This window comes from Ferdinandcohnia sp. QZ13, assembly GCF_031324165.1.
Taxonomy (GTDB): domain Bacteria; phylum Bacillota; class Bacilli; order Bacillales; family Bacillaceae_L; genus Ferdinandcohnia.
The window spans coordinates 95,104-120,226 of sequence record NZ_JAVIVW010000002.1; the positions used below are offsets into that span (position 1 = coordinate 95,104).

The following is a 25,123-nucleotide window of genomic DNA, read 5'->3' on the forward strand; positions in this document are numbered from 1 at the left end:
TAAAGGCAGGTTAAAAAAATGAAGAAAATATTAATCATATTTTTCGTTCTTATTGGGGCTTATCTATTAATCACAAATCTATACCGTATTCCTGGGCTTCCTTTTGGCGGGAATTCTGGAGACTCTGTTAAGGTTACCGATAAAATTGAAGAGATTGAAATTGATATAGCATCAATCAGCACGACTGTCATTCCTGAAAACCGCGATGACGTGGAAGCTGAACTGAATGGCAAAGGCACAGTTCATGTTTCAAAAAGTGGCGACACAATAGAGGTCACTTATGAACGTGGATTCATCAACTTTGGGTGGTTCCCTTTCTTTAATAATTCGAAACTAACGGTGTATATTCCTGAAGATTATGACCGAGATCTAGCACTTAGAGTTGGTTCCGGACATTTAGAGTTCAATGGTGCTTCAATGGAGTTAAACGAACTTTCTGCTGATGTCCATTCTGGAAATATGAGATTGCAAAACCTTTCGGCCAAAACATTTACACATAATGTCGCATCTGGAAACTCTAGAATTGAGAAGCTTACAACCAAAAACGGCGAAATTGACGTTAGCTCTGGTAATGTGACAGTGGATGAATATACTGGGAAACTAGAAGCTGAAGTACACTCTGGGCGTTTAAAAACTACAATTGCAAACCTCACAGATTCAATTGATGCAAGCGTAAAATCAGGTCTACTTGATATTGACCTCCCAGATGATGCTGACTTTACACTAAAAGGTAAAGTAAATAGCGGATACATTTCCAATGATTTCTCTTTAGATGATTCGACACGGGATAAAGGGAATATTGAAGGAAAACACGGTGCGGGCACCCATGATGTAAATATTGAAGTAAATAGCGGAAAAGCATCAATCAGATAATGAAAAAAGCGCTCGAAACTCGGGCGCTTTTGCTGTTTATTCCTGTTATCACTGATATGCCGAAATTCCTAACATCGTTTCTAAATCCACAATTTCATAGCCCCGCTTCTGTAATTCCTCAATGATGCCCGGCAATGCTTCATATGTATCGTATTCATCGGAATCCGTATGCATAAGGATAATATCGCCGTTACGTATGTTAGTCACAACATTTGAATATATTACATCTGGACTTTTTTGTGCCCAATCGAGTGAATCAATCGACCAAAGAATAATAGAGTACTTATTTTCTTTAGCCACGTCAGCAACTAATTCATTCGTTGACCCATAAGGTGTCCTTATAAATGCAGGCTCTTTGCCAATGATGGATTCAATCACATTTCCCGCCCGCTCAATTTCATTCTGTATCTCTGCTTCTCCCAACTGATCCAGTTGGATATGATTGTAGCTATGACTTAGCACGAGATGTCCTTTTTCATAGGCTTCTTTTACAACTTCTGAATGCTTCTCTGCTTCGCTTCCTAAAAAGAAAAAATTCCCCTTTACCCCGTATTGGTCTAAAACTCCAATCACCGCTGAAGTCACCGTACTATCTGGTCCATCATCAAAGGTTAAGGCTACCTGTTTTTTATTAGGACCATTGATAAATAGCTGATCCTGAGTTTTTGAGAATTCAATGATCTCTTCCCGCCATTTTTGCATAGAGGCTACAGTCTTTTTTTCTAAAAATGAAGATTCCCCCATGATTTCAAGGAGGTATTCCTTTTTCCATGAAAGATCTGCAGGAAATCTTGCTTCAGGAATGGTATTTTCCTTTGGCTCCATATTGTGATTCCCTTGGGCTACTCTCCCAACCTCCTTTACTTCCTTTGATTCACAGGAAGATAACAAGCTTACCGAGCATATGATAAAAAATACAATCAATTTCCGAACCATAAAAGCGCTCCCCCTTTTCTTTATTCTAAACACAGAACATATTTATAGAAAGATTAATTCATACTATTTATTGATTAAAAATGTACTGACAAAATTTTCAATCTATTTTATTATTATTAGTAAAACACTATAACCAGGAGGTCCTTTTGATGAGTATTGCGCTCATTTCCGATATTCATGGAAATATGACTGCACTTGAAGCTGTACTAGAACATATTAAAGCACGTGGGATCGTGACGATTCTTTGTCTTGGAGACCTTGTTGGAAAAGGACCAAACTCAGCTCTAGTGGTTGACCGGATTCAAGAGGTGTGTGAGGTTGTGCTTTTGGGGAATTGGGATGACTTTATTCAGAATGAACATCCCGATGAGGGTATCACATGGCATCGAAATCAGCTTGGAGAAGAACGACTTTCATACTTAGGAACACTTCCCTTCCATTATGACTTTTATATGAGTGGTAAATACATTCGGCTGTTCCATGCCTCAGCAAAAAGTGTTCACCACCGTGTAGTCCCAATGATTCATTCTGATGATGAAAAACGAGCCATGTTTGAGCAATCTGAATGGATTTCACCATTAGAGGACAGAGCACCTGACATCATCGGATTTGGAGATATACACGCTGCCTTAATTGAACCAATGGATACAGAACAGACCCTTGTGAATGTCGGAAGTGTTGGCAACCCCCTTGATTCAACACAAGCAACCTTTGCCATTTTGCATGGTGTGTACCACTCAAAAGAAGTTGCACCATTCTCAATCGAAATTGTTCGTCTTCCATATGATGTAGAAAAAGAATTAACGATTGCAGCCAACATGGGGCTACCGTATTTTGACAAATATGCAGCGGAACTTCGTGAAGCCGTTTACCGAGGTGCTCCAAATAGGGAAAAATAACTAGTTCTTGAAACTTGCACAAGATTAAAGAATCAATGTAAAATAATAAAATAAACGAATTTTCACACGTATAGTTTTCATAAAATTTGTATATAATGTTTTTTATTTGAGCCTCTATAATTACAATCCTGAGAGGAGAATTGCCTTGACTGCCAATAACGAACCTAAAAAAGAGATCACGGTTAATTCAACTGTACAGTTAAAAGGAATCGTAAAAGCCATTTTTAATGATTCCATACATGTACAAATTGGAGGTAAAATCATTACACTTCCCGCTTCAAATCTTTTAAAACAAAATAAACCATTAACCTAATAACAGGAAAAGGAATACCAAGCTTACTGGTATTCCTTTTTTATTTTAGGCTATTTTCTCAAACTTTGTTGTTTTTGATATATACCATTAATAATTATTAGACACACTGTGTTCCCTCTAGCGATTGGAGTGCATGGCACGAGATCCTTGAAAATGCGCGCATTTTCTTCGTGCGGTGTAGTTTCAAGGAAGCAAACTCAACGTCCTGCGGGAATAGCGAACCAGGCTTGCGGATCGCCCCGGAAAGCGAGTGCCAGAAGCGGAAATCACCCTACTTTCACCAATAAACGTTAAGTTAATAACAACATTCTTTTATAAAAGAGCATTATTTGATAAAAGGGTTATAAAAACGATTACCATCATGGAAAGTCACGATCATTGTGATAATTAAAATGGCAATAAATACTATTACCGTCACATAGTCGGCTATTTGAAAGGAGCGTAAACTATACCAGGTACGTTTTTTATTTTTTCCGAATCCACGTAGTTCCATCGCATTACTGATGATTTCTATTTTGTCCAAACTTGATAGGATTAAAGGGATAATGATAGAAGCAACATTTTTTATTCGCTTATGAAGCCTCTCATTCTTAGACATATCAATCCCTCTTGCTTGCTGAGAGCGTGCAATGTTCCAAAAATCCCTCTGAATCTCTGGTATATAGCGTAGCGCTAGTGCAACAGCATAAGAAATGCGATAGCTAATACCAACACGATTTAAGGATGCTGCAAATTCACTTGGATGTGTCGTTACGATAAATAATAATGCAGCTGGAATAACTGTAAAATACTTAATTGTAATATTGAACTGGTAAAACAGTTGTTCAAGTGTCACATTATATCTTCCGACAAACTCAACTAACACATGACTCGTCCCATAAATTTTTACCCCCTCTTGAGGAGAAAAAGCATAGATAGCCAGATTATTAATCAACAAGAAGAGTAAGATAAACAAAAGGACAAACGAAATCTCTTTTAGCTTAATTTTAGAAACAAGAAAAATAATGATGCTAAACCCAAATAAAAAAAGGAGAATTCTAGTATCATACGTCAACATTGCAGCAGTAGACCATAAAACAAAGCAAATAAGTTTCGTTGCACCTGTCAATTGATGAACTGGAGACTTGCGTTCAATATAGGATAGCATTTCTACTGCCATGTCTGACGTACCTCCTTATCAAACACAATAAAACGTTCAACAAATTCAAGTGGTTCCTCTATACCTGCTCGTTTTGCTAATTCAAATAAAGATGTTTCCTTTAAGTTAGCTTGTTTAATAATTTCAGAGTCAGTTAGTACGCTTGCAGCAGATTGATCGGCAATCTTCTCTCCATTAGCGATCACGATTGCACGTGGTGTATACTCCAACATGAGATGCATGTCATGTGTAATCATAATAATTGTCATACCCTGTTTATTTAATTCCACAAGAAACTCCATAATTTCTGTGTAATGGCGAAGATCTTGCCCAGCAGTTGGCTCATCCAAAATAAGTACTTCTGGCTCTAATACTAGAATAGATGCTATGGTTACACGTTTCTTTTGTCCGAAACTTAGAGCAGAAATCGGCCAGTTTCTAAACGGATAAAGACCGCATACTTTTAGCGTCTTCTCAACCCGTTGCCTTATCTCATCCTCTGGTAAGCCACGAATCACAAGTCCTAGTGCAACTTCGTCATAAATTAAATGCTTGGAAATCATATGATTCGGGTTTTGCATAACCATCCCAATCCGTAAAGACCGTTCTTTGATTGTATCAAATGTTATATCTTGACCTGAAAAATGAATCTTCCCAGAGCTTGGTTTTTCAAATCCGCAAATGAGTTTTGAAAGGGTGGACTTCCCAGCACCGTTTTTTCCAACGATACTTACCATCTCTCCCTTATCAATGGAAAAGGATACATTCCGAATCGCTTCTCTTCCTTGATGATAACTAAATGAAAGATGGTCTAGCTCTAAGATAGGTTGAGTCTTCGCTTTCTTATTAGGGGTTTCCACTTTTTCAAACCACTCTTTTAATCGAACTTTACACGCATCCACATCAAACAAAGGTAGATAGGCTGGGTTCATATTCTCAGTTACGTCACAGCCAGCATACTTTACTGCCTTGACATACAAGGGTTCACGTATATGGCGCTCCGCTAAAATAGGTTTGGACAAAAGCTCATCGGGTTTCATATCACCGACAATTTTCCCTTCATCCACAACAATAATTCGATCTACATGACGATATAGAACATCCTCTAAACGATGTTCTATAATAACTACTGTTGTGTTCGTTTCTTTTTGTATTCGATCGATTAGGTCAATTGCATGCTGTCCAGTTGCAGGGTCAAGATTCGCAAGTGGTTCATCAAAAAGAAGGATGTCTACTTTATCAACCATTACCCCCGCAAGAGAGACTCTTTGCTTTTGTCCACCGGATAACTGGTGAAGCGAAGACTGCAAATTCTCTTCCATTTCCACCATTTTTGATACTTCCTCAACCGTTTCAAACATTCTCTTCTGTGGTAAACAATCATTTTCAAGAGCAAAGGCTATGTCTTCTCCAACAGAAAGCCCAATAAACTGACCATCGGGATCCTGTAAGACTGTGCCGACCATTTTAGAGATTGTAAAAATATCCAGATCCTTTGCTTCTTTTCCCATAATTGTAAGACTACCTTGAATACTCCCCTTATAAGAAAAGGGAACAAGCCCGTTGATGCAGTTTCCAATCGTGCTTTTCCCTGATCCTGAAGGGCCCACAATTAATACCTTTTCGCCCTCATAAATTTTTAGAGTAATATCCTGAAGAGTAGGCTCTGCTTGGCTACGATATGTAAAGCTATAGTTTATAAATTCGATAACAGGTTTTTTCATCTTACTACTCTCCTAGTAAACCATAAACTACTTTTCTATAGGCTGTTTTGGCAAACTATGTTGTTTTATATCGTTGATTTCCGCTTCAGGTGGACGCTTTCCGCGGGCGTGGCTTGAGCCTCCTTGCCTACACGATGTAGGTCACGAAGCTGTTGTCACAGGACGTGCGCTTTTAGGCTTCGTTCTACTGGTCGCTCAAGTCTCACGCTTTTCCCGCAGGACTTTGAATTTCTTCCTTGAAATAACCCACGCACGAAGAAAATGCGAATGTATTTTCGAGGAGTCGCCACCTTACGCTCCAATCAACTAGGTTTGCACTTTATATCTGAAAGCAGCAATCTTTTAGAAAAGAGCCTTTTTATATTATAAGTCCTTCGTCAAGCTTCCACTTTTATTTCTTGTTTTTGCATAAGCTACTATTAAAATTGTACCAATGATTCCTACTGTGACCATATTTGCAATCCCAGCTCCAATTCCTTGGACATACACTTTATTTGCTGGCTCAGCATAAATCCAAACATCCAATGTTGGTGCAACAACAAACCAACCAATTGCTTGAGCGATTACTTGAACAATGTTAAATGTCACAATCTTCTTCGCATTGATAATTCCTGATTCAATATCAATTTTGTTTTTAGCAAGACCAAATAAAAATCCAACGAGCATTGAAACAATAACCCAACTCCACCAAATAGAACCATACGAAATAGCATCATTTAATGCATGGCCAATTAATCCGATCAATGCCCCTGCAATGGGACCAAATACTAGGGCCATTAAAGCCAGGAAAGCGTATGATGTTTGAACGGTAGTATTAGGTATTGGTGTTGGAATGGCTGCAAATTTTGCTAATATCACAAAAACAGCAGCCCCAATTCCGATTGCAACAATGGTTTTAATTGATAAACTTTTCATAGATTTCTTCCCCCTAAAAGTTTCTAAAATAAAAGTTAATTATATATTATTTTCGGAACCTTGCGAATATAAATTTTCCAGTTTGTACCTGTCTCAATATGATAAGCCTTGGCAAATGAACCTTGGTTGATAGCTACCCCAATTTTATCAAGGGAATTAATAAACAATAATGGTTCTCCTAGATGGCTATCTGCAAAAGAACGGCCATATGTCATAATATTTTTATATACTTGGCGAGTTTCATTTTCTATGGTCACTTCAAAATGATCTCCATACTCCACATTAAGTTGCTTGAAGGTCTCGCGCTCGATATTCGTCCATAGATTACCAAAACGAATATCAAGAATATCAATCGTACCTAAGACACTATCCGTTTGAACAGTTGCCTCTGTTGTCTGCAACTCAACAAGAGAATCAACATGAACAAGTGGTCCAACCTCTTCATATGAAATTACGCCTGATGCAAGTCGAGCCCCTGTATAAGCATACACATCTCTCCCATGAAATGTATAGGACTCTCCTGAAAAAGGCAAACGATTTATACTTTCATCAATAACCCTCACCTCTTTAATACCAAGTTTTTGCTGTATATGTGTGACCGTACCATTGTCAGGTGTTACAATATATTGATTTGTACTTGTCTTAACCACGATACTACGTCGATCAGAACCTACACCTGGGTCAACAACCGAAACAAAAACAGTGCCTTCCGGCCAATAGGTAATCGTCTGATACAATCGATAAGAGCCTTCCCAAATATTATATTGCGGAATATCGTGGGTTAGGTCAAAAATTCGAAGTGTTGGATTCACTGAAATCGCTACACCGTACATTGCACTTACTGCCCCATCACTTAAACCAAAGTCCGTTTGTAATACAAGATGATTTTTCGTCACAGTAAATTCCTCCATTTTTTGTAATTTAACGGATTTACCCGTTTTTTGGAAATAAAAAAACCACGTCATTATCAAATACGATAAGGACGTGGTTTATCTCACGTGGTACCACCTTAATTCACTGTTTGCTCACACAAACAGTCTCTGCAAGTACGCGGATCTATCAAAGCCCGTATACTGTGGTATTGATAACGAGTACCAAATCTCGTCGGAACCTACTCATAACAATTGTTACTTTCAGCACGAAACTCAGAGGCCATTGTTCAGATTCGTATTTTTGCTTCTTTTCAGCTACCGAAGCTCTCTGTGTAAAATAGCTAAATCCTACTTTTTCTCTTCATCGTTTTTAGTTAAGGTTAGTATTCTAATGTTGAAAGTAATTATAGCTGAACATTTTTTTAAAAGCAAGTAGAACTTTTAGAATTTTTTTATATTTCCTTTAACGCTTGCCTGATATCCGCCTTCAAGTCCTCTATATGCTCTAATCCTACAGAGTAGCGGACAAAATTAGCAGGAATACCCGCTGTTTTCATTTGCTCTTCATTCATGGCACCCTCCCACATTGCGGCAGTATGGACAACTAATGAATCAATTCCACCTAAACTTACTGCATTTGTTGAAAGCTGCAATGCCGATACAAATCTCTGGGTGGCAGCGTAATCTCCCTTAATCGCAAACGCAATAACAGCCCCAAAACCTTTCATTTGTTTCTTGGCAAGCTCGTGCTGAGGATGGCTCGAAAGTCCTGGATAATACACTTTTTCAATTTCTGGCTGTTCCTCTAAAAATTCAGCTAATGCTAATGCATTCGAATTGATTCGTTCCATTCGCAATGGAAGCGTCCTTAAGCCTCTTAACAATAACCATGCATCCATCGGTGATAGGACTGAGCCTATTGATGTATGGGTATCCCAAATTTTTTCCGCAAGCTCAAAGGTTGTACAAATGACCCCAGCCGTTAAATCATGATGCCCCCCTAGATACTTTGTTGCACTATGTACCACAACGTCCACACCTGCATCATGCGGACGTTGATTAAGTGGTGAAGCAAATGTGTTATCAGCCACTACAATGATCTCCTGTTTCTTTGCCAAACTTACAACTGCCTCAAGGTCAGTTACTACCAAGGTCGGATTAGCCGGCGTTTCAAGCATAATCAGCTTTGTATTGGGCCGGATTGCCTCCTCGAATGTCGAAATATCGGACTGCTCTACGACTGTTACCTCTACACCAAAACGCGGAAGCATCTCATCCATAATTTTTGCCGTACTCATATAATGTCTTGTTTGTGCAATGACATGGTCTCCTGCAGAAACTAAAGCAAGAATGGTAGTCGCAATAGCTCCCATTCCAGATCCTGTTACAAGGGCTGTTTCAGTTCCTTCTAAATCCGCCATTATTTTATTCACTCGCTCATGAAGCGGATTTCCATAGCGTGTATAATAGCTTGGGTGAAGAGGAGTTCCTGCCATTTCTGCAAAATCAGCCGAATCCTCTGCCCTAAAGGTTGATGAATAATAAATTGCCGGTGAAACGCTCTTTTCCTTGTTTGCCCATTCTTGATCAGCATGTAATACAAGTGTTTCATCATTGAAGGTTTGTGTTTTTTTAGTGTTCATCGTCTTCTCCTTTTTGTATAATTCTATATTTTTAGTTATTTTATTTCAATAAAATAGCGTCTTGCCTTGAAGATAGCAAAAAAGAATCGGCCACAATGGACCAATCCTTTTTTAGAAATCCTTTTCTGAAGTTGTTGGTAGTTTAATTTGCTTTGGCGATTGAAGCTCGCCACATCGAACGTTTGTCAACTATAGAATCGGGGATAAAAGTCTTGAAATCGATTCTTTGAACTTGATGTTACCCCCTCTTTTTTCGTATTCTTCATATGTTAGTAACTTAGATCGTTTGATATCTTCTTTAAAAATGGCTGTTAGCTCTTTTGAAATGTTTTCATCATATAAAAAGGCATTCACTTCAAAATTAAGTCGGAAGCTCCTCACATCGATATTCGCTGTACCGACTGAAGAAATCTCCTCATCGACCACCAGTGTTTTTGAATGAATAAAACCATTACTATAAATATAGACATTTGCCCCAACCGGAAGCAGTTCCCCAATATGCGAAAGGGTTGCCCAATACACGAAAGGGTGGTCTGGTTTATCTGGAATCATGATATTCACTTCTACCCCTGAAAGGCACGCTACACGTATTGCATCCAGTAAACTTTTATCTGGAATAAAGTAAGGCGTCTGCATATAAATCGACTTTTTTGCTGAGTAGAGCATTTTGATATACGCATTTTTTATCTGCTCAAAGTCGGTATCAGGTCCACTTGTCACAATTTGAATTCCAACATTACCAAGTCTGACATTCTCAATTGGAAATAACTCAGGATCATACATGATATCAAAATCACGAGATGCTTGGTTCCAGTCCAAAATGAAGCGAACCTGCATCGTATCAACAGCAGTTCCCCTTATGCGTAAATGAGTATCTCGCCAATACCCAAACCTAGAATTTAACCCAAGGTACTCATCCCCAACATTAAAGCCACCGACATATCCTATCTTTCCATCAATAATAACCAATTTCCTATGGTTTCGAAAGTTCATCCGCAAATTGATAAAACGCAATTTCGAAGGAAAAAAGACCTCAACGAGCCCACCAGCTTCACGAAATTCTTTAAAAAACCTTTTTGTCAATGACCTAGAACCTAGCTCATCATATAGAACGCGGACTGTTACACCCTCTTTTACCTTCTTTGTTAAATGCGCGATTAGTTTCCGTCCCAGATTATCATTTTTAATAATATAATATTGCAAATGAATCGATTCCTTTGCAGCTTCAATATCTTCAAATAAACGGCGGTATTTCTCTTGCCCATCTGTAAATACTTCTACTGCATTATTTTTCGTAAACAAAGCATTCGCATTGACAAGGTTCATATAAATAAGGTCTTGATTATCTTGTGTAATCGGATTGTTAAATAGGAATTTTTGTGTTCGTAATAGTTCTTTCTGCCTCTCAAGTACTTCTTCTATCCCACTCTTTTTTAAATCATCCCATTGAAATAGATGGTCACGGGTTAAATTTCGTCCTAGAAGTAAATATAAAATAAATCCAGCTACAGGAATGAAAAAAAGGACTAATAACCACGCCCAGGTCGAACTGGCATCTCGTCTTTCGCGAAAGATGACAACCACGGCAAATACAATGTTTAAGACCATAACCAATCCTAATAAAACTGATGTAATATTTACCATATTTCTCCTCTCTCACCGATTCATTCTACATTCCAATATACTATATTTCAGAATGTTTATGAAACAAATAGCTATATGGTGTTTCATATCGCTCTATAAATTTTATTATATTTCTATATTCTTTATTTCAATTCTAAGATTAAATATGTAGAGCAAGAAACCTGGCATTTTCTTTAGCCAGGTTCCACACACTAATGAATGTTTTTATCTACATACCGTCCATAGTCCGGAATCGCCATTTGATCGAAGTCCCTAACTAATCTTTTTAAGGATTCTTCCAATAGCTCACCGGTCATTGGCAAACCATGTCCCGTGACAGCTACACTCGGCTTAAGTGCCGCCAACGTTTCAACGGACTTTTTCGCGGCCTGCCAATCTGTTGTTAAATATCTCGGTGGACCACTGATTTCCTGGTCTTGTGTAATCACCTTGTACAAAGACTCCTGTTTTACTGTCACAAATGCATCTCCAACTATTAGCGCACGATCTTTTTCACGGAAAAAGGATACATGTCCTGGCGCATGTCCCGGTGTATGGATCCAACGAAAATCAGACAAATGTGGTACTGTTCCATCTGCAGGCAATTTTTCTACATGGTCTCCCAACTGGATGGGCTCATTTGGAAACATCGGCGACATCTTCGCAACCATTCCACCTTCTACCGTCGGGTCTGGTTCTGGATAGCTTTGTTGCCCTGTTAAGAATGGCATTTCGAGTTCATGCGCGTAGACAGGTACATCCCAGTGTTCCACTAATTCAACGATTGCCCCCACGTGATCAAAATGACCGTGCGTTAACAGAATCGCCTTCGGACGACTATTTGTACCAAAGCGTTCCTCACAAACTGCTATTATTTCCTCTGCAGAACCCGGCATGCCCGCGTCAACAATTACAAAATCTGATGTTCCCGGCTCACCCACCACCGCAAAATTCACAATTTGGATGGTATGGCAATAAAAATCTGGCAGCACCTGCATCCCCATCCCACTAGCGATAGAAGTAGCAGGAATAAATTTATAGTCACTTCCATATTGCATATCCTTCTCCATAAAAATCCTCCTTACAAGTCTACATAGTAATAGTGTTTCACAGAAGTATTAATTTATTTATGGAGAGGACACACAAACTAGTCACCTAGGTTTGACAACCATTGCTTTAATTTACTTTTTGGATAATAGACATTCCCGTTTAATACGATATGTGGAATCTCTGGATGCTCCTTTATTAATTCCTTTGCATCCTCTTTTGAAACCCCGATATGATAATGAATGTCCTTTTCCTTTATTAACTCGTATAAATCCTCTTCATCAAGTTTATCCATGACACCCTTTGCTTCAGGGTTTTTAAAGTTTTTTAATCCTTCTCCAATGAAATAACCAGCAGCGGCAATTCCAATGCCTATAAACAGGTCCATATTTCCACCCACCTTATTATAATAAACCTCTAAATAAATGTATTACGTTACGTCTATTAAAAAGTTTCACATATTCAAAAGGAACCAGTATGCACTGGTTCCCTTAGGTATGTTTTTTTACTCGTTGAGGATAATGAAAAATCATCCTTAGTATCGTGTAAAATAACAAAACAAATACAATTGTATTCACAATCCAATGGGTGCCAATCAGAATGTTGGCTACCGCAAATAGGATAACTGACTTTGTTAACGCAAACGCGCACATCTTCCACAGTAATTGAAATTTCAATTGGCGGTGTGTAAGCTTGCTGATTCCTACTCCTAATCCCGCTAATACAGAAATCCCCGCGATTCCTAAAAACAGCATTAAAAACGGATAAAATAAAAGAACCTGGATGATGTAAATATTTTGTGGAATCTCGCTTTCCTTATAAGAATCATCCAATAGCAAATTGATTTCAATCGGAAGTGCAATGATAAACAATAATAACAGCAGGAAAACGATCGTATGTCTCATTTCCAGCTTATTCAACCGCTTCATAGCTGCCTTATTTGGCAATCGCAAACTATCCATAAATGTCATCATGAGTTTCACATAAAGCCACTCGTTTCGTTTTAAAAATAATTGGACATAAAGATACCTTTCCGTAAGAAGAAAGGTATCCATTCATATTACTTATAAAATTCGTCAGGTATATTGCCGAATTTACGGTTGTGATAAAGGAGTGGTGGCTTGCTATAATTTTCAATCTCAACCACTTCACCAATGAGAATTGTATGGTCGCCCGCTTCAACGGTTTTGAACGTTTTACAGTGTAAAACGCCTGCAGACCCCTTCACGATTGGAAGATTGTTATCAGACATCTCCCATTCACAGTTTGCAAATCGATCTGTTCCCTTGCTTGCGAAAAGGGCACAAATATCCCCTTGGTCACCTGCTAGTACATGTACCGCAAATTTATCTGTTTTTGTAAAAATATCATAAGTGGATACTCTTTTGTCAATCGACCATAAAATCAATAATGGATCCAATGAAACAGAGGCAAATGAGTTTACCGTAAGCCCAAGCGGCACTCCTTTTTCGTCAGTCGTTGTCACAACTGTTACACCCGTCGGATAATTCCCCATGACGTCTTTAAAAGTCTGTACTTTATCCAAAGTTCACACACCTTTCTACACGATGACATACTTATTTACTATAAATCTATATTTTCAACTTACAAAAATCGTTAATATTACTATATCATGATTACTTTGACAATTCTAATCGTTTGCCTAACGTGTAGACGTATAAATATTCCCTTGGCGAATCCATTTCGTTGCGACCCATTTTTCGCCCTCAGATACAGGTATACTTGAATGCAACGACATGCGATCCACCTCACCTTTACTGTTCCCATACTGAAAATACACTGCAGAACCTCTCTTCGGAACAATCGAAATGCCTGCTTTTGGAAAAACCGTTTCTCCTCCAGCAAGTACATCATTTAAATAGATTAGGAATGTTCCCACCCGTTGACCTCCTTTTTCGGGGTCTACCTTACTCGGTGGAAAATAATCAAAATGACTTTTATATTCCTCACCAATGCCGTAATTTAATACCTGGAGCCCTTCCCCATTTTCAACAGGGAACTCCGTTAATTCTGAGATTCTCGTTTCTATATCTTTAATAAATTCATTTTCTCGTAAATAAAAAGACATTCCTTTACTTGTTCGACCAGTTGCAGGTTTTTCTTCACCAGTCTTCGGGTCAAGGACAGTTGACGGCTTAAGTCGGCTTCTTGACAATTCAATCAACCGTTCACATTCTTCATCACTTAAGAAATGATCTAAATGCAAAATAAACGGTTTCTCAACTTTTGATAAAACCTTTATTTCTCGTTCTTTTGTGCGTAAAATACTCCCTTTTTTCGCGATTTCGGGCTGTTCATATTCATATGGAGCTTGTACACCTGGTGTGTCAATCGGTTTATTTCCGATAATTCGAAACAGAGTTGTATAAGAGAGTCTTGGGTCATATCCTTTCCGAATCATAGCATCTACAATTGCTTCAGGATTCACGCCACTGTTTAGAGTTTTAATAATCCAATCCATAAGTGCACCTGGAATTTGCTTTACTTTCTCCATTTCTTCCTCCCCTTTTGAAACAAGGGACCAGTCCCTATGTTCCGAGCCCGTGTTTTAGATGAAGTAATCCCTTACATTCCATTTTAATATATTCAAGTAAAATTGTGGTAGTAATTACTTTTTTTCAATGATTGTATATTTGTGATTGCCACGTTTTGACAAAAAAATAAAAGTAACCACAATTGTAGTTACTAAATAGTATTGGTGTTCTTTATGTATGTGGGTTGGTTAGATTCCAAAAAACTCTCTTGCTAGCTCAACAAATCCAAGTTCATCATCCGGTACTTCGTCCTCATGATAAATGGCATCCACTGGGCAAACAGACACACAAGCCCCACAGTCAATGCAAATGTCGGGATTGATATAATACTGATCATCACCAGGCTCGATACAATCGACAGGACACACCTCTACACACTCTGCTGCTTTCTCCGCCCCACATGGAGACGTAATTACATATGCCACCCAATCCCCCCCTAGTTGAAGGCTTTCTAGTAGACTAGAAGTCTTCCATATTCACTACACCCTATGTTACTTAGGTGAGATGTATTCCGGATATTGGGATTTAGTTTAGGGGAACGGAGATTGGCTGTGGACTTCAACGGCATTCGGAAAGCTATTGCTATTTCTAGTTGTCGTGTCTGAATTAGGTTTAATTCCTGACTTACTCTGGCTGGTTCCCTTCTTGGGTTGTCTGAATCAATGCTTATCTCTCTGTCCAAATCAGCACCTCATCTGGACTCAAACCGCCCATTTTCCTTCGAACTCTGTCCAAATCAACGCTTCATTCTGACACAACCTGCACACTTTCCGCACCATCCTATCCAAATCCCTCCACTAAAAATAGGGCAAGACCAAACGATCTTACCCCATCATAACCTTAAATCGTTATTCACTTTTTTGTCCTGTATACACATGAATGGCGTCTCTCAGGAATATTGCCGTTCCTGGCTGTTCTTTATCGTAATATGCCGTGAACCTCTCGTCATCAACATACATTTGCGCTAACCCCGCATGCGCTTCTTTACTATAACTTGGCCAGTAAAACATGAGCCATTGCTTATGCATCTCTGCCGCTTTTTGGGCAAGTTCTCCAGCAGGGTCGCCCGTCTTCATCGCTTCCCTTAATGTCTCCATTAGTTCCTCAGCAAGTCGGGTCGCCTCATCATGATCTTCTTTAGACATGTTCATAAATTTCTCATTGGATTGTTTAACCGTTTCCTCGCCATATTTTTCGCGGATTTCTTTTCCGTATTTTTTCTCATTTTCATCAATAGCTTTCTTTTTAAAGCCTTCAAATTTTTCTTGATCGGACATCGTTATTCTCCCTTCTTTTTGCGCAATGGTTTTTTCAACATTGGCAATCAATTGATCAATTTGTTTTCGTTTATCAAGGAGCTGCTCTCGATGTTCTTTTAGTGCTTTGGATTCATCAAAAGCAGGGTTTGTCATGATTTGCTTAATATCAGTTAGATTGACTCCGAGCTCACGGTAAAAAAGAATTTGCTGCAGACGATTGACTTCATCTTGACCATAGATTCGATATCCTGATGAATTGATTCTTGCCGGCTTAAGAATCTCAATTTCATCATAATATCTAAGTGTTCTTGTGCTTACTCCCGCTAGTTTCGCTAACTTTTGAACCGTGTATTCCATCTCATCACCCCCTGATATGTTCACTTTACTCCTTTACGTTACGTTAAGGTCAACACTTCTTTTCACAAAAATAAAATAAAAAAGCCCTACAAGATAGATATAACCTTGTAGGGCGTAAATGATTAGTTTTCTTGAATGTTTTTGCGGTCTTTCTTAAACAACTTGGATAAAATTTCATATACAATTGGAACGACTAGTAGTGTTAGTAAAGTCGAACTTGCTAGACCACCGATTACGGTAATTCCAAGCCCTTTCGAGATTAAGCCACCGCCGCCTTCACCAAATAATAGCGGAATTAACGCACCAATTGTAGCAATTGCCGTCATTAAAATTGGACGTAAACGAGTTGATCCAGCTTCAAGAACCGCCTCACGCATTGTCATACCATCGCGTTCCATATGAATAATACGGTCGACTAAAACGATTGCGTTCGTTACGACGATACCAATCAACATTAAGAGACCCATCATTACTGAAACGGAAATGGTTTCATCTGCAATCAATAATCCAACAAACGAACCAATGATCGCAAATGGAAGGGAGAACAGAATCGCAAATGGTGCAACCCCCTCACCAAATGTCACAACAAGAATAAAGTACACAATCGCAATCGCTGCAAGCATTGCAAGACCTAGCTGAGTAAATGTTTCAACCATGTCCGCTTGTACACCTGCAACTCCAAGTGTTACGCCTTTAGGAAGGTCTAGCTCATCAATATCTTTTCCAACCTTCGATGTTACCTTTGAAATATCCTCGCCGATAATATTTCCTGAAACAGAAGCATAGTATTCACCTTTACTGCGAGAAAGTGTATTTAAGGTTGTTCCTTCCTTAACCTCTACCAACTCAGAAAGCGGTAATGCAGTGCCTGTTGCTGTTGGAACTTGCGTTGCAAGAAGGTCATCAATTGATTTAGGTGCAGCGACTTTTTCCTGCTGAACAACCACCTCTATCGTATTTCCGTTTTTTTCAACAGTTGTTAGAACCTCTTGTGAACGATCTGGGTTTAACATCATGACAATCTGGCCTGTTGTAAGCCCATATTGCAATAAGTTATCTTGCTCAACATGGAATGTGTACTCTATATACGCATCCTCCGCACTTGAAGAAACATCCTCCAAGCCGTCTGCATCCTTCATGACACCTTCGACCATATCAACTGCGTCATAAAGTTTATTTAAATCTTCACTATATAATGTATAGCTAACTTCACTTGAATTCATGGACATGGAAGAGAAGTTTTGGCTCTTCCACTCACCAGATTGGCCAATATTGAACACATACTCTTCAATTTCTTCACGGACTTCAGGGAAGTTCTTCATTTCTGGGTCAAAAATGAGGTACATAAGTGCACCATCACCGCCGCCTCCCATCATCGCAGCCATTTGGTCTCCGCTTTCCGTTACGGAAACCTGAAGAATATCAATATCATCTCGTTTTAATAACTCATCTTCAACGGCCGCTACATTTTCAAGCGTTTCGTCCTTTAACTCACCAGTTCCTGGTGTGTAGGTTAGATACATAACCTTTTCTTCTTCACTACCCATAAAACTAAAACCGATTAATGGTGTTAATGCTAAACTTCCGACTAATAGTAAGATAGAAATCACAGACACAATAATCTTATGGTTCAGTGACCAATTTAAAATGCCTTTGTACCAATTGGCAAGCTTACCTGCTTCCTTATGTTTCGCTTCTGTTTTTTCCATATAAAGCTGCTTTTTAAACAAGGTATGTGATAAAGCAGGAACAATGGTAATTGCCACTAGTAAGGAAGCACCTAAAGCGAATGTCATTGTTAATGCGAATGGCATGAACAATTCTCCAACCATTCCACCTACAAACACTAGTGGTGCAAATACTGCAACCGTAACTAAAGTTGAGGAAAGGATTGGTTTGAACATTTCAAGTGTTGCTTCACGAATTAATGCGCGTCCATTTAATTTCTCTTCTTTTAAATGGAGCCTTCGATAAATGTTTTCAACAACGACAATGGAGTCATCAATTACCCGTCCAATCGCAACAGTAACGGCTCCTAACGTCATTAAGTTTAATGTAATGTCCATCCATTTCAACAGCAATAATGCCATAAAAATGGAGACCGGGATCGATATAATCGAAATAATCGTGGATCTGAAATTTCGTAAGAAAAGTAAAATGATTAATACCGCAATCAAGCCACCAAAGAGTGCCTTTTCGACCATCGTTGAAACAGATTGTTCAATTGGTTCACCTTGGTCGAGTGATACATCTATAGTAAGACCTTCAATTCTTTCTTGCTCATCTTTAATCAGGTCTTTGACTTCATTAACAACATCCACTGTGTTCGCTTGTTGCTCTTTAACAATTTGAATCGCGATTGCGTCTTTTCCATTCGTACGGGAAACAGATTGAACGCGCCCAACCTCTTTGATTGTTGCGATATCACCAAGCTTCACAAACGGTACAGGATTGTTTTCAGTAGGTGTAACAGGAATTACCATATCCTTTAATTCATTAGCTGTCATAAATTTCCCGTCAATCGCAACAGCTTGTTCACCTTCTTCAAATTCAAACAAACCTAATGATACAGCCATATCACTAGCTTGAATCATTTGCTTAACTGTGTCTTCTGTTAAGTCGTACTTAGCCATTTCCTCTTTATTATAGGTAAGTTGTACTTCCTCAATATGCTGACCTGTGATCGTTGCGGAACCAACCCCATCCAGTTTTTCAATTTTCGGAAGTAAAACATCTTCTACGGTTGATGTTAATTCCACAATATCTTCAGCTGTGCTACTTACACTCAGTGCCACGACCGGCATCATATTCATGCTAATCGCTGTAACAACAGGCTCTTGTGCATTTTCTGGTAAAGTTACTGCGTCTAACGCAGACTGCAAGGCACGCTTTGCCTCATCCATATCCTCACCATAGTCATATTCAACTTGAATATTGGCCATATTTGAATATGAATTCGAATAGACAGATTTTACTCCATCTAGTCCTTCTACCGCTTTTTCAATCGGCATCGAGACATCTTCCATTACCTGTTCAGGAGTTGCTCCCGGATATACATCCATGACCATTAGGAAAGGAATTGATATATCTGGAATGGTTTCTGTCTTCATTTGTGTACCTGAGTAAATTCCAGATACCGTTATAATAATTGTTAATAACCAAACCGCTAGTTTGTTTTTTAATACAAAATTGGCTATACCTCTCACACTTACACCTACCCTAGATTGACTTGTTTAACCCATTTATTTATAATAATGACCATTCAGTCATTTGTCAATGATAGACAGTGGGAGCGAAACAAAATAATGGTAAAAAAGCAACTAATCATGGAAAAAGCGCTAGAACTGTTCGCAAAGCAAGGTTTTGAAGCAACTTCCGTTCAACAAATAACGGATCGATGTGGCATTTCAAAAGGTGCTTTTTATCTTTCTTTTAAATCTAAGGATGAATTAATCATTGCCTTAATCGATCAATTCATGGAAGAAATTTTTGCTGACATTGACCATCTAGTCAGAAATAAAAAAAATGAAGAAAATCTTCTCTTTGATTTTTACTATGTGAGCTTTCAATCGTTTGGACAGCATACGGAATTTGCCAATATCCTAATGAAGGAATACACGCAATCTCTCAACGAGCAGCTTATCCTTAAAATGCACAACTATGACAAACTTATTAATTCCACAATTCTTTTAATGATTGACCGGGTCTATGGTAAAAAAGCAGAGCATACGAAATATGATTTGCTCTATTGCATTAAAGGCTTTACGCGAATGTATTCTGAGCTTTTTTTGTATCAAGGTTTTCCACTAGATGTGGAGGCCCTTTGTAGGTCCCTTGTGGAAAAAACGGATCTTTTGGCACAAGGAATAACCCTTCCGTTCTTACAAAAAGAGCATATGGACTTGTCAATCTTTCAACTACAGAGTGATGTAACAAAGGAAGAAATGGTTTCAATGATAGACGAGAAGGTAAAAGAATTGGAGGATTCTATCCAGAAGGAGTCATTACTGCTTTTACAAGAACAGATTCAAAGACAAACATTTAACCCTGCTATTATTAAAGGACTTCTTGAAAATATCCGTAACCATCCACATTGCAAGTGGATTGCCTACTTATTGGGTAGATATTTTAACCTTTGAGGGACTAATCCACTGACCCACGCTGGGCCAACGGACCTGTCCCTACGTCCCATAAAAAACACGGCAGATCCCTAACAGTTCTGCCGTGTTCGTTGTTATCGTATTTGGCCATTTCCGGTCATTAAGAATTTTACTGTTGTTAGAGCTTGTAACCCCATTGGTCCGCGCGCGTGAAGTTTTTGAGTAGAAATGCCAATCTCCGCACCAAATCCAAGGACTCCACCGTCTGTAAATCTAGTCGAAGCATTATGGTAGAGGGATGATGCATCGACAAGCTTCATGAACAAATCTGCGGTTTCTTGGTTTTCTGTTATGATCGCTTCCGAGTGTTTGGTTCCGTACTGTTCAATATGGTCAATTGCTTCGTGTACATGATCTACAATCTTCATTGCGATGTGTAGACTTAAGTATTCATTTGCCCAATCTTCCTCCCCTGCAGGGACTGCATTTGGAATCACTGAAAGAGTCTGTTCATCCCCATGTACCGTAATTGAATGCGCCTGTAATGTCTTCACAAGCGCATCCTTATGCTCAAGAAACCAATCCTTCTGGATAAGGACTGTTTCCGCAGCATTACAAACAGCTGGTCGATCCGTTTTTGCATTCACAAGAATTGGTAATGCCTTATCGACGTCTGCATCGGAATCGATATACACATGACAGTTCCCAACACCTGTTTCAAGTACAGGGACTGTTGCCTGTTTCACAACTGTTTGAATTAAAGAAGCGCCGCCACGGGGAATGAGTACATCAATGTATTCTTTCATCGTAAATAATGCCTGCGTTGCTTCTCGGTCTGTACTTGCGATAAATTGAACAGCTTCTTTGGGTATTTTCGTATGTTCAAGTGCATATTGAACGACGTCAACAATGGCTTTATTAGTGTATATGGAAGATGAGCCACCCTTTAAAATAATGGCATTCCCTGATTTCAACGCAAGTCCAGTAGCATCAACCGTTACATTCGGACGTGCCTCATAAATCATCCCAATGACGCCTAATGGCACAGTTACCTTTTTCACTTGTAAGCCATTTTCTAATGTCCAGTTTGAGATGACTCTATCTGTGGGGTCCTCTAGACCAGCAACCTGGCGAAGCCCCTCCGCGAAATCAAAGATACGTTCCTTCGTTAAAGTTAACCGGTCCATAAATGCAGGTGTGTAGCCCGCTTCTTGGCCTATTTGCAAATCCAGCTTATTTGCTTCTAAAATGGGCTCATAGCCTGCTTCCAGATGTTTGGCTAAAATAAATAAAGCTCTGTTTTTATCCTCTGTTGATAAAATACCTACTTTTTTTGAAGCCTTTTTTGCTTCACGCGCTTGTGATTGAATATCGACATTTTCTTTAACTGACGTCACGAAATTCCTCCTTTTAAACCCCAACCGTAATTGGCGCTTCAATATGACAAACAAAATCTCCTATTTCCATGATGACAGTAGAATCAATTGATTGAGCATTTTCGTCCTGAAGCATTCTTCGCAATTCAGCAGAAGAAACTTTCACAACTCCGCGGGCTATTTCTACTTCATTTGGATCCATTACACGGACAACAGCACCTTTTTCAAACCTACCATCGACTTGTTGAATTCCCTTAAGCCGTAAGCTTTTTCTCTTTTTTACAATTCGTTCTGTCGCCTGAGGGTTAATGATAATCTCACCTTTAGAACCTGAATGAAAAGCAATCCACTTTTTCTTTTGATCAAGTGTGGTCACGGACTCTTTACATGTAAAGTACGTACCAGTTGCCTTTTCTCCAACTGCCTCCAAAATGATATTCTCTTTATTTGCATTTCCTAAAAAGGTGGAGATACCAGAAGCCATTGCAATCTTCACGGCTTCAATTTTTGACTTCATGCCACCCGTACCAACTGAACTCCCGGACCCGCCTGCAGCATTTTCGATATCAACGGTAATTTCAGAAACACACTCAATTAGTTTTGCATCCTCATTTGTTGTCGGATTTTTATCATACAAACCATCTATATCAGATAAGATGACTAACTGGTCGGCATCTACTAATCCAGCAACCTTAGCCGCCAATGTGTCATTATCCCCAAAGTTCAAACGCTCAGTTGAAAGTGTGTCATTTTCATTGACAATTGGAATAATTCCTCGTTCTAATAAAACGTTTAAGGTGTTATGAACGTTTTGGTAGCGCGACTCATCTAAAAAATCACTTCTTAAAATTAAAATCTGTGATGCTACATATCCATGTGATAAAAAAAGATGGGAATAAGTTTCGATTAATAACCCCTGGCCAATTGAAGCTGCTGCTTGTTTTTCCGGCAATGAATCAGGACGCTTAAGACAGCCGAGTTTTCGATAACCAGCAGCAACGGCCCCTGATGAAACAAGGACAACCTCATGCCCGGCATCCTTTAGCTGAGCAATTTCATTCGCTAGTTTTTCTAGCTTTCTCTTACTAATTTCCCCATGACGGCTCGTTAATGAGCTACTTCCTATTTTGATGACGACTCTCTTTTCTATGGACATCCGATCAATCCTTATCTTTTTTGTTTTTGATTGCCGGACGAAGCGCTTATCGCCGGTAAAAAAGGTATCTAATTATGTTAAACAGCCTGAACTTTTTTGGCAGTTTTGCCCTCAAGCTGTGAGCTAATCTCATGTGAACGCTTTGCTGCGTGTTTAATAGCTTGTGAGATCGCCTTGTCCCCACCATTCTTTTCTAATGCTGCCAGACCAGCGGCTGTCGTTCCATTTGGTGAAGTTACATTTTCCCGTAATGTCGATGGCGTCTCACCCTGTTGCTGAATCATTTTGGCTGCGCCAACAATCGTTTGCGCAATGATATCCCTCGATATCTTTTCCTGTAAGCCTAACTTCTTTGCAGTTGCTTCCATATGCTCCATGAGATAATAAATGTAAGCCGGACCACTGCCTGCTACCCCTGTAAAAACATCCATTTGGTCTTCAGATATCTCATACACTTCACCAATGGATTTAAGTAATTCTTTTGCTAGAAACATATTTTCATGAGTGGTATAGGAACCAGCAGATATGGCAGTTGCAGACTCTCCAATCATGCTAGATGTATTCGGCATTACCCGGATCACCTGCTGCCCCGCCGGTAGATGTTGCTCCATATAGGATGTAGTAATACCCGCTAATACGGATAAAACAAGTTGGTTCGGTTGAAGTGAATCTTTGATGGACTGTAATGCAGTTCCTGCATCTTTAGGTTTCATTGCGAGGACAATTATATCGACACTTTTTAGTGGTAAATCTTGGCTTACTAAACCATTAATCTTATAAACAGATTCTAACTGTTGTAGTCTTTCCGTACTCGTTCTGTTGGTAACAAAAATCTGTTTAGATGGGACTTTTCCAGCTGCAACAATTCCTGAAATCATCGCTTCTGCCATGGACCCTGCCCCTATAAAAGCAATCGTTTTTTCATGTAACATCAAATGTCTCCCTTGTGGTGAATTTTAAACACAGTACTTATCGTAACATCTTTAAAATCATAAACAAGGGATTCTTGGAATGTCATATGCATATGAATCAAATAGTTAGTGTAAACGCTACCATAAAAAGCTAATCACATCTAACCATCTGATACGCGCTCACACCGTCGCTGAGGATAATATTTGAAGGTTGGACAAGCATCAGAGGATTGGGTCAGAGGAACAGGTTCTGCGTCCCCATTCATGGTAGACTAAAGCAAAAGGAGATGGGGAATGTGGAAAAATACCCTTACATAGAACAATTATTTATCGGGAAACCCAAAACGTTTGGAGACCCGAATGCGAAGAAACTCATGGACAAAGAATGGACAAGTGGAATTTTTAAAGAGCCGGTTCACACACCACTTTGGCTCGGAAAGGAGAATTTAGAAGGAGACGGCCAAGCAGATTTAAAAAATCATGGAGGACCCGAAAAGGCGGTTCTCGCCTATGCAGCAACGCATTATGAAAAATGGCAAAGTGAATTGGAGAATGAAAGGATTCAGGCAGGTGCAATGGGGGAAAATTTCTCTATTGTGGGGTTGGATGAAACCAATGTGTGCATTGGAGATATTTATGAGGTCGGTGAAGCCCTGGTACAAATTTCTCAACCGCGTCAACCGTGTTGGAAGCCAGCTCGACGGTTTAAAATACTAGATTTTGCATTACGGATTCAAAAAAGTGGTCGAACAGGATGGTACTTTCGTGTTGTCAAAGAAGGCATAGTAAAAAGACACGATACAATCAAATTGATTGAACGATCCTATCCAGAATGGTCGATCGCCCGTTGCAACGAAATCATGCATGAAAAGAAAGACGATTTAGACTCAGCTGCAAAACTAGCCACATGCGAACACCTTGCAGTCAACTGGAAAGAAACCCTCACAAAGCGGCTTAAAGGCGAGTCAAAATCAATTGATAGCCGTGTTTACGGACCAAATACATAATATCTTAAATGAAGGATGAGACCTTCTCCGAAAGCCCAATCAAGCCATTTTATATGAATGCCATGGGTTGATATATTCAATCGTTTCAAATAGATTTAAAATTATTCCAATATATATTTTTCCGTATTAAAAAAATAACAAAAAGATATCAAATATATTGACAATTATATTTTACGGATGTATAGTGTGATTTATATTAAAAATACTTCTTATCAAGAGAGGTGGAGGGACTGGCCCTTTGAAACCTCGGCAGCGGACAATTCGTACCGTGCCAATTCCAGCAAGTTACTTGAGAGATAAGAAGAGGATAATGGAATTGACCTTCTGCCCTCTTCTGTCTGAAGAGGGCTTTTTATATTTTCATAAAATAATATATTCTGATTATAAGAATAACTAATAATATGCTATTCAAAATATTA

23 protein-coding genes, 1 riboswitch and 1 other annotated feature are annotated in these 25,123 nt (G+C 39.1%); of the genes, 5 read left to right on the forward strand and 18 right to left on the reverse strand.

Annotated features, from left to right (window positions below):
- Positions 1–18: 18 nt before the first annotated feature.
- Positions 19–873, forward strand: a complete 855-nt coding sequence (gene liaG, locus RGU12_RS12140) for a LiaG family protein (protein WP_309536382.1) — start codon at positions 19–21, stop codon at positions 871–873.
- 48 nt (positions 874–921) lie between these two features.
- Here liaG and RGU12_RS12145 read toward each other — a convergent pair whose 3' ends face one another.
- The gene (locus RGU12_RS12145) at positions 922–1,809 is read right to left on the reverse strand and encodes a polysaccharide deacetylase family protein (RefSeq protein WP_309536383.1); all 888 of its coding nucleotides are present in this window, start codon (positions 1,807–1,809) and stop codon (positions 922–924) included.
- 149 nt (positions 1,810–1,958) lie between these two features.
- On the opposite strand from RGU12_RS12145, the gene RGU12_RS12150 reads away from it, so the two are divergent.
- Entirely contained in the window at positions 1,959–2,708 is a 750-nt protein-coding gene (locus tag RGU12_RS12150; protein WP_396232347.1) for a metallophosphoesterase family protein, read from the forward strand.
- 145 nt (positions 2,709–2,853) lie between these two features.
- Positions 2,854–3,021 (forward strand): hypothetical protein, encoded by a 168-nt coding sequence (locus RGU12_RS12155; protein ID WP_165439152.1) that lies wholly within the window; start codon positions 2,854–2,856, stop codon positions 3,019–3,021.
- 325 nt (positions 3,022–3,346) lie between these two features.
- Here the strand turns inward: RGU12_RS12155 and RGU12_RS12160 are convergent, their stop codons facing one another.
- From RGU12_RS12160 to RGU12_RS12225, 14 genes are all read right to left on the reverse strand, one after another.
- Positions 3,347–4,180 (reverse strand): energy-coupling factor transporter transmembrane component T family protein, encoded by an 834-nt coding sequence (locus tag RGU12_RS12160; protein WP_309536385.1) that lies wholly within the window; start codon positions 4,178–4,180, stop codon positions 3,347–3,349.
- Positions 4,171–5,883: an ABC transporter ATP-binding protein gene (locus RGU12_RS12165; protein ID WP_309536386.1), complete on the reverse strand. Its 1,713-nt coding sequence runs from the start codon at positions 5,881–5,883 to the stop codon at positions 4,171–4,173. Before RGU12_RS12165 ends, RGU12_RS12160 begins: the two co-directional genes overlap by 10 nt.
- A gap of 363 nt (positions 5,884–6,246) precedes the next feature.
- A complete protein-coding gene (locus RGU12_RS12170) occupies positions 6,247–6,798 on the reverse strand; it encodes an ECF-type riboflavin transporter substrate-binding protein (RefSeq protein ID WP_309536387.1) in 552 nt (183 codons plus the stop codon).
- A gap of 35 nt (positions 6,799–6,833) precedes the next feature.
- The gene (locus RGU12_RS12175; RefSeq protein WP_309536388.1) at positions 6,834–7,694 is read right to left on the reverse strand and encodes an SAM hydrolase/SAM-dependent halogenase family protein; all 861 of its coding nucleotides are present in this window, start codon (positions 7,692–7,694) and stop codon (positions 6,834–6,836) included.
- 79 nt (positions 7,695–7,773) lie between these two features.
- Positions 7,774–8,044: a binding site (T-box leader), on the reverse strand.
- 78 nt (positions 8,045–8,122) lie between these two features.
- The gene (locus RGU12_RS12180) at positions 8,123–9,313 is read right to left on the reverse strand and encodes a trans-sulfuration enzyme family protein (RefSeq protein ID WP_309536389.1); all 1,191 of its coding nucleotides are present in this window, start codon (positions 9,311–9,313) and stop codon (positions 8,123–8,125) included.
- Positions 9,314–9,502: 189 nt separating this feature from the next.
- Positions 9,503–10,957, reverse strand: coding sequence for a cardiolipin synthase (gene cls / locus RGU12_RS12185; protein WP_309536390.1), 1,455 nt, complete (start codon positions 10,955–10,957; stop codon positions 9,503–9,505).
- Positions 10,958–11,148: 191 nt separating this feature from the next.
- Complete coding sequence (locus RGU12_RS12190; RefSeq protein WP_309536391.1) at positions 11,149–12,006, reverse strand: MBL fold metallo-hydrolase; 858 nt, start codon at positions 12,004–12,006, stop codon at positions 11,149–11,151.
- Between the two features lie 77 nt (positions 12,007–12,083).
- On the reverse strand, positions 12,084–12,371 hold the full coding sequence (locus RGU12_RS12195; RefSeq protein ID WP_309536392.1) for a DNA-binding protein: 288 nt from the start codon (positions 12,369–12,371) through the stop codon (positions 12,084–12,086).
- A 103-nt stretch (positions 12,372–12,474) separates the two neighbouring features.
- Positions 12,475–12,957, reverse strand: coding sequence for a DUF1189 family protein (locus RGU12_RS12200; protein WP_309536532.1), 483 nt, complete (start codon positions 12,955–12,957; stop codon positions 12,475–12,477).
- A gap of 86 nt (positions 12,958–13,043) precedes the next feature.
- Complete coding sequence (locus tag RGU12_RS12205; RefSeq protein WP_309536533.1) at positions 13,044–13,499, reverse strand: flavin reductase family protein; 456 nt, start codon at positions 13,497–13,499, stop codon at positions 13,044–13,046.
- 147 nt (positions 13,500–13,646) lie between these two features.
- Complete coding sequence (locus RGU12_RS12210) at positions 13,647–14,498, reverse strand: 2OG-Fe(II) oxygenase (protein ID WP_309536393.1); 852 nt, start codon at positions 14,496–14,498, stop codon at positions 13,647–13,649.
- Between the two features lie 228 nt (positions 14,499–14,726).
- A complete protein-coding gene (locus RGU12_RS12215) occupies positions 14,727–14,963 on the reverse strand; it encodes a ferredoxin family protein (RefSeq protein ID WP_309536394.1) in 237 nt (78 codons plus the stop codon).
- A 423-nt stretch (positions 14,964–15,386) separates the two neighbouring features.
- Complete coding sequence (locus RGU12_RS12220) at positions 15,387–16,154, reverse strand: MerR family transcriptional regulator (protein WP_309536395.1); 768 nt, start codon at positions 16,152–16,154, stop codon at positions 15,387–15,389.
- Between the two features lie 122 nt (positions 16,155–16,276).
- Positions 16,277–19,360, reverse strand: coding sequence for an efflux RND transporter permease subunit (locus tag RGU12_RS12225; protein ID WP_309536396.1), 3,084 nt, complete (start codon positions 19,358–19,360; stop codon positions 16,277–16,279).
- A 99-nt stretch (positions 19,361–19,459) separates the two neighbouring features.
- Here RGU12_RS12225 and RGU12_RS12230 point away from each other — a divergent pair, with 99 nt between their 5' ends.
- Entirely contained in the window at positions 19,460–20,293 is an 834-nt protein-coding gene (locus RGU12_RS12230) for a TetR/AcrR family transcriptional regulator (protein ID WP_309536397.1), read from the forward strand.
- A 95-nt stretch (positions 20,294–20,388) separates the two neighbouring features.
- On the opposite strand, the gene RGU12_RS12235 is transcribed toward RGU12_RS12230, so the two are convergent.
- The 3 genes from RGU12_RS12235 to proC all read right to left on the reverse strand — a co-directional run bounded on the left by RGU12_RS12235 (position 20,389) and on the right by proC (position 23,718).
- A complete protein-coding gene (locus RGU12_RS12235; RefSeq protein WP_309536398.1) occupies positions 20,389–21,651 on the reverse strand; it encodes a glutamate-5-semialdehyde dehydrogenase in 1,263 nt (420 codons plus the stop codon).
- Between the two features lie 13 nt (positions 21,652–21,664).
- Positions 21,665–22,786 carry a glutamate 5-kinase gene (proB, locus tag RGU12_RS12240; RefSeq protein WP_309536399.1) on the reverse strand — a complete coding sequence of 374 codons (1,122 nt, stop codon included), beginning with the start codon at positions 22,784–22,786 and terminating at the stop codon, positions 21,665–21,667.
- Between the two features lie 77 nt (positions 22,787–22,863).
- Entirely contained in the window at positions 22,864–23,718 is an 855-nt protein-coding gene (proC, locus tag RGU12_RS12245) for a pyrroline-5-carboxylate reductase (protein ID WP_309536400.1), read from the reverse strand.
- 266 nt (positions 23,719–23,984) lie between these two features.
- On the opposite strand from proC, the gene RGU12_RS12250 reads away from it, so the two are divergent.
- On the forward strand, positions 23,985–24,704 hold the full coding sequence (locus tag RGU12_RS12250) for an MOSC domain-containing protein (protein WP_309536401.1): 720 nt from the start codon (positions 23,985–23,987) through the stop codon (positions 24,702–24,704).
- Between the two features lie 206 nt (positions 24,705–24,910).
- Positions 24,911–25,007: riboswitch (SAM riboswitch) on the forward strand.
- The last annotated feature ends 116 nt before the right edge of the window (positions 25,008–25,123 follow it).

What these genes read in the sequence shown, in the direction of transcription:
- liaG (WP_309536382.1), top strand. Translation starts at nt 19, where the DNA reads ATGAAGAAAATATTAATCATATTTTTCGTTCTTATTGGGGCTTATCTA.
- RGU12_RS12145 (WP_309536383.1), bottom strand. Translation starts at nt 1,809, where the DNA reads ATGGTTCGGAAATTGATTGTATTTTTTATCATATGCTCGGTAAGCTTG.
- RGU12_RS12150 (WP_396232347.1), top strand. Translation starts at nt 1,959, where the DNA reads ATGAGTATTGCGCTCATTTCCGATATTCATGGAAATATGACTGCACTT.
- RGU12_RS12160 (WP_309536385.1), bottom strand. Translation starts at nt 4,180, where the DNA reads ATGGCAGTAGAAATGCTATCCTATATTGAACGCAAGTCTCCAGTTCAT.
- RGU12_RS12165 (WP_309536386.1), bottom strand. Translation starts at nt 5,883, where the DNA reads ATGAAAAAACCTGTTATCGAATTTATAAACTATAGCTTTACATATCGT.
- RGU12_RS12170 (WP_309536387.1), bottom strand. Translation starts at nt 6,798, where the DNA reads ATGAAAAGTTTATCAATTAAAACCATTGTTGCAATCGGAATTGGGGCT.
- RGU12_RS12180 (WP_309536389.1), bottom strand. Translation starts at nt 9,313, where the DNA reads ATGAACACTAAAAAAACACAAACCTTCAATGATGAAACACTTGTATTA.
- cls (WP_309536390.1), bottom strand. Translation starts at nt 10,957, where the DNA reads ATGGTAAATATTACATCAGTTTTATTAGGATTGGTTATGGTCTTAAAC.
- RGU12_RS12190 (WP_309536391.1), bottom strand. Translation starts at nt 12,006, where the DNA reads ATGGAGAAGGATATGCAATATGGAAGTGACTATAAATTTATTCCTGCT.
- RGU12_RS12195 (WP_309536392.1), bottom strand. Translation starts at nt 12,371, where the DNA reads ATGGACCTGTTTATAGGCATTGGAATTGCCGCTGCTGGTTATTTCATT.
- RGU12_RS12200 (WP_309536532.1), bottom strand. Translation starts at nt 12,957, where the DNA reads ATGATGACATTTATGGATAGTTTGCGATTGCCAAATAAGGCAGCTATG.
- RGU12_RS12205 (WP_309536533.1), bottom strand. Translation starts at nt 13,499, where the DNA reads ATGGGGAATTATCCGACGGGTGTAACAGTTGTGACAACGACTGACGAA.
- RGU12_RS12210 (WP_309536393.1), bottom strand. Translation starts at nt 14,498, where the DNA reads ATGGAGAAAGTAAAGCAAATTCCAGGTGCACTTATGGATTGGATTATT.
- RGU12_RS12220 (WP_309536395.1), bottom strand. Translation starts at nt 16,154, where the DNA reads ATGGAATACACGGTTCAAAAGTTAGCGAAACTAGCGGGAGTAAGCACA.
- RGU12_RS12230 (WP_309536397.1), top strand. Translation starts at nt 19,460, where the DNA reads ATGGTAAAAAAGCAACTAATCATGGAAAAAGCGCTAGAACTGTTCGCA.
- proB (WP_309536399.1), bottom strand. Translation starts at nt 22,786, where the DNA reads ATGTCCATAGAAAAGAGAGTCGTCATCAAAATAGGAAGTAGCTCATTA.
- proC (WP_309536400.1), bottom strand. Translation starts at nt 23,718, where the DNA reads ATGTTACATGAAAAAACGATTGCTTTTATAGGGGCAGGGTCCATGGCA.
- RGU12_RS12250 (WP_309536401.1), top strand. Translation starts at nt 23,985, where the DNA reads ATGGGGAATGTGGAAAAATACCCTTACATAGAACAATTATTTATCGGG.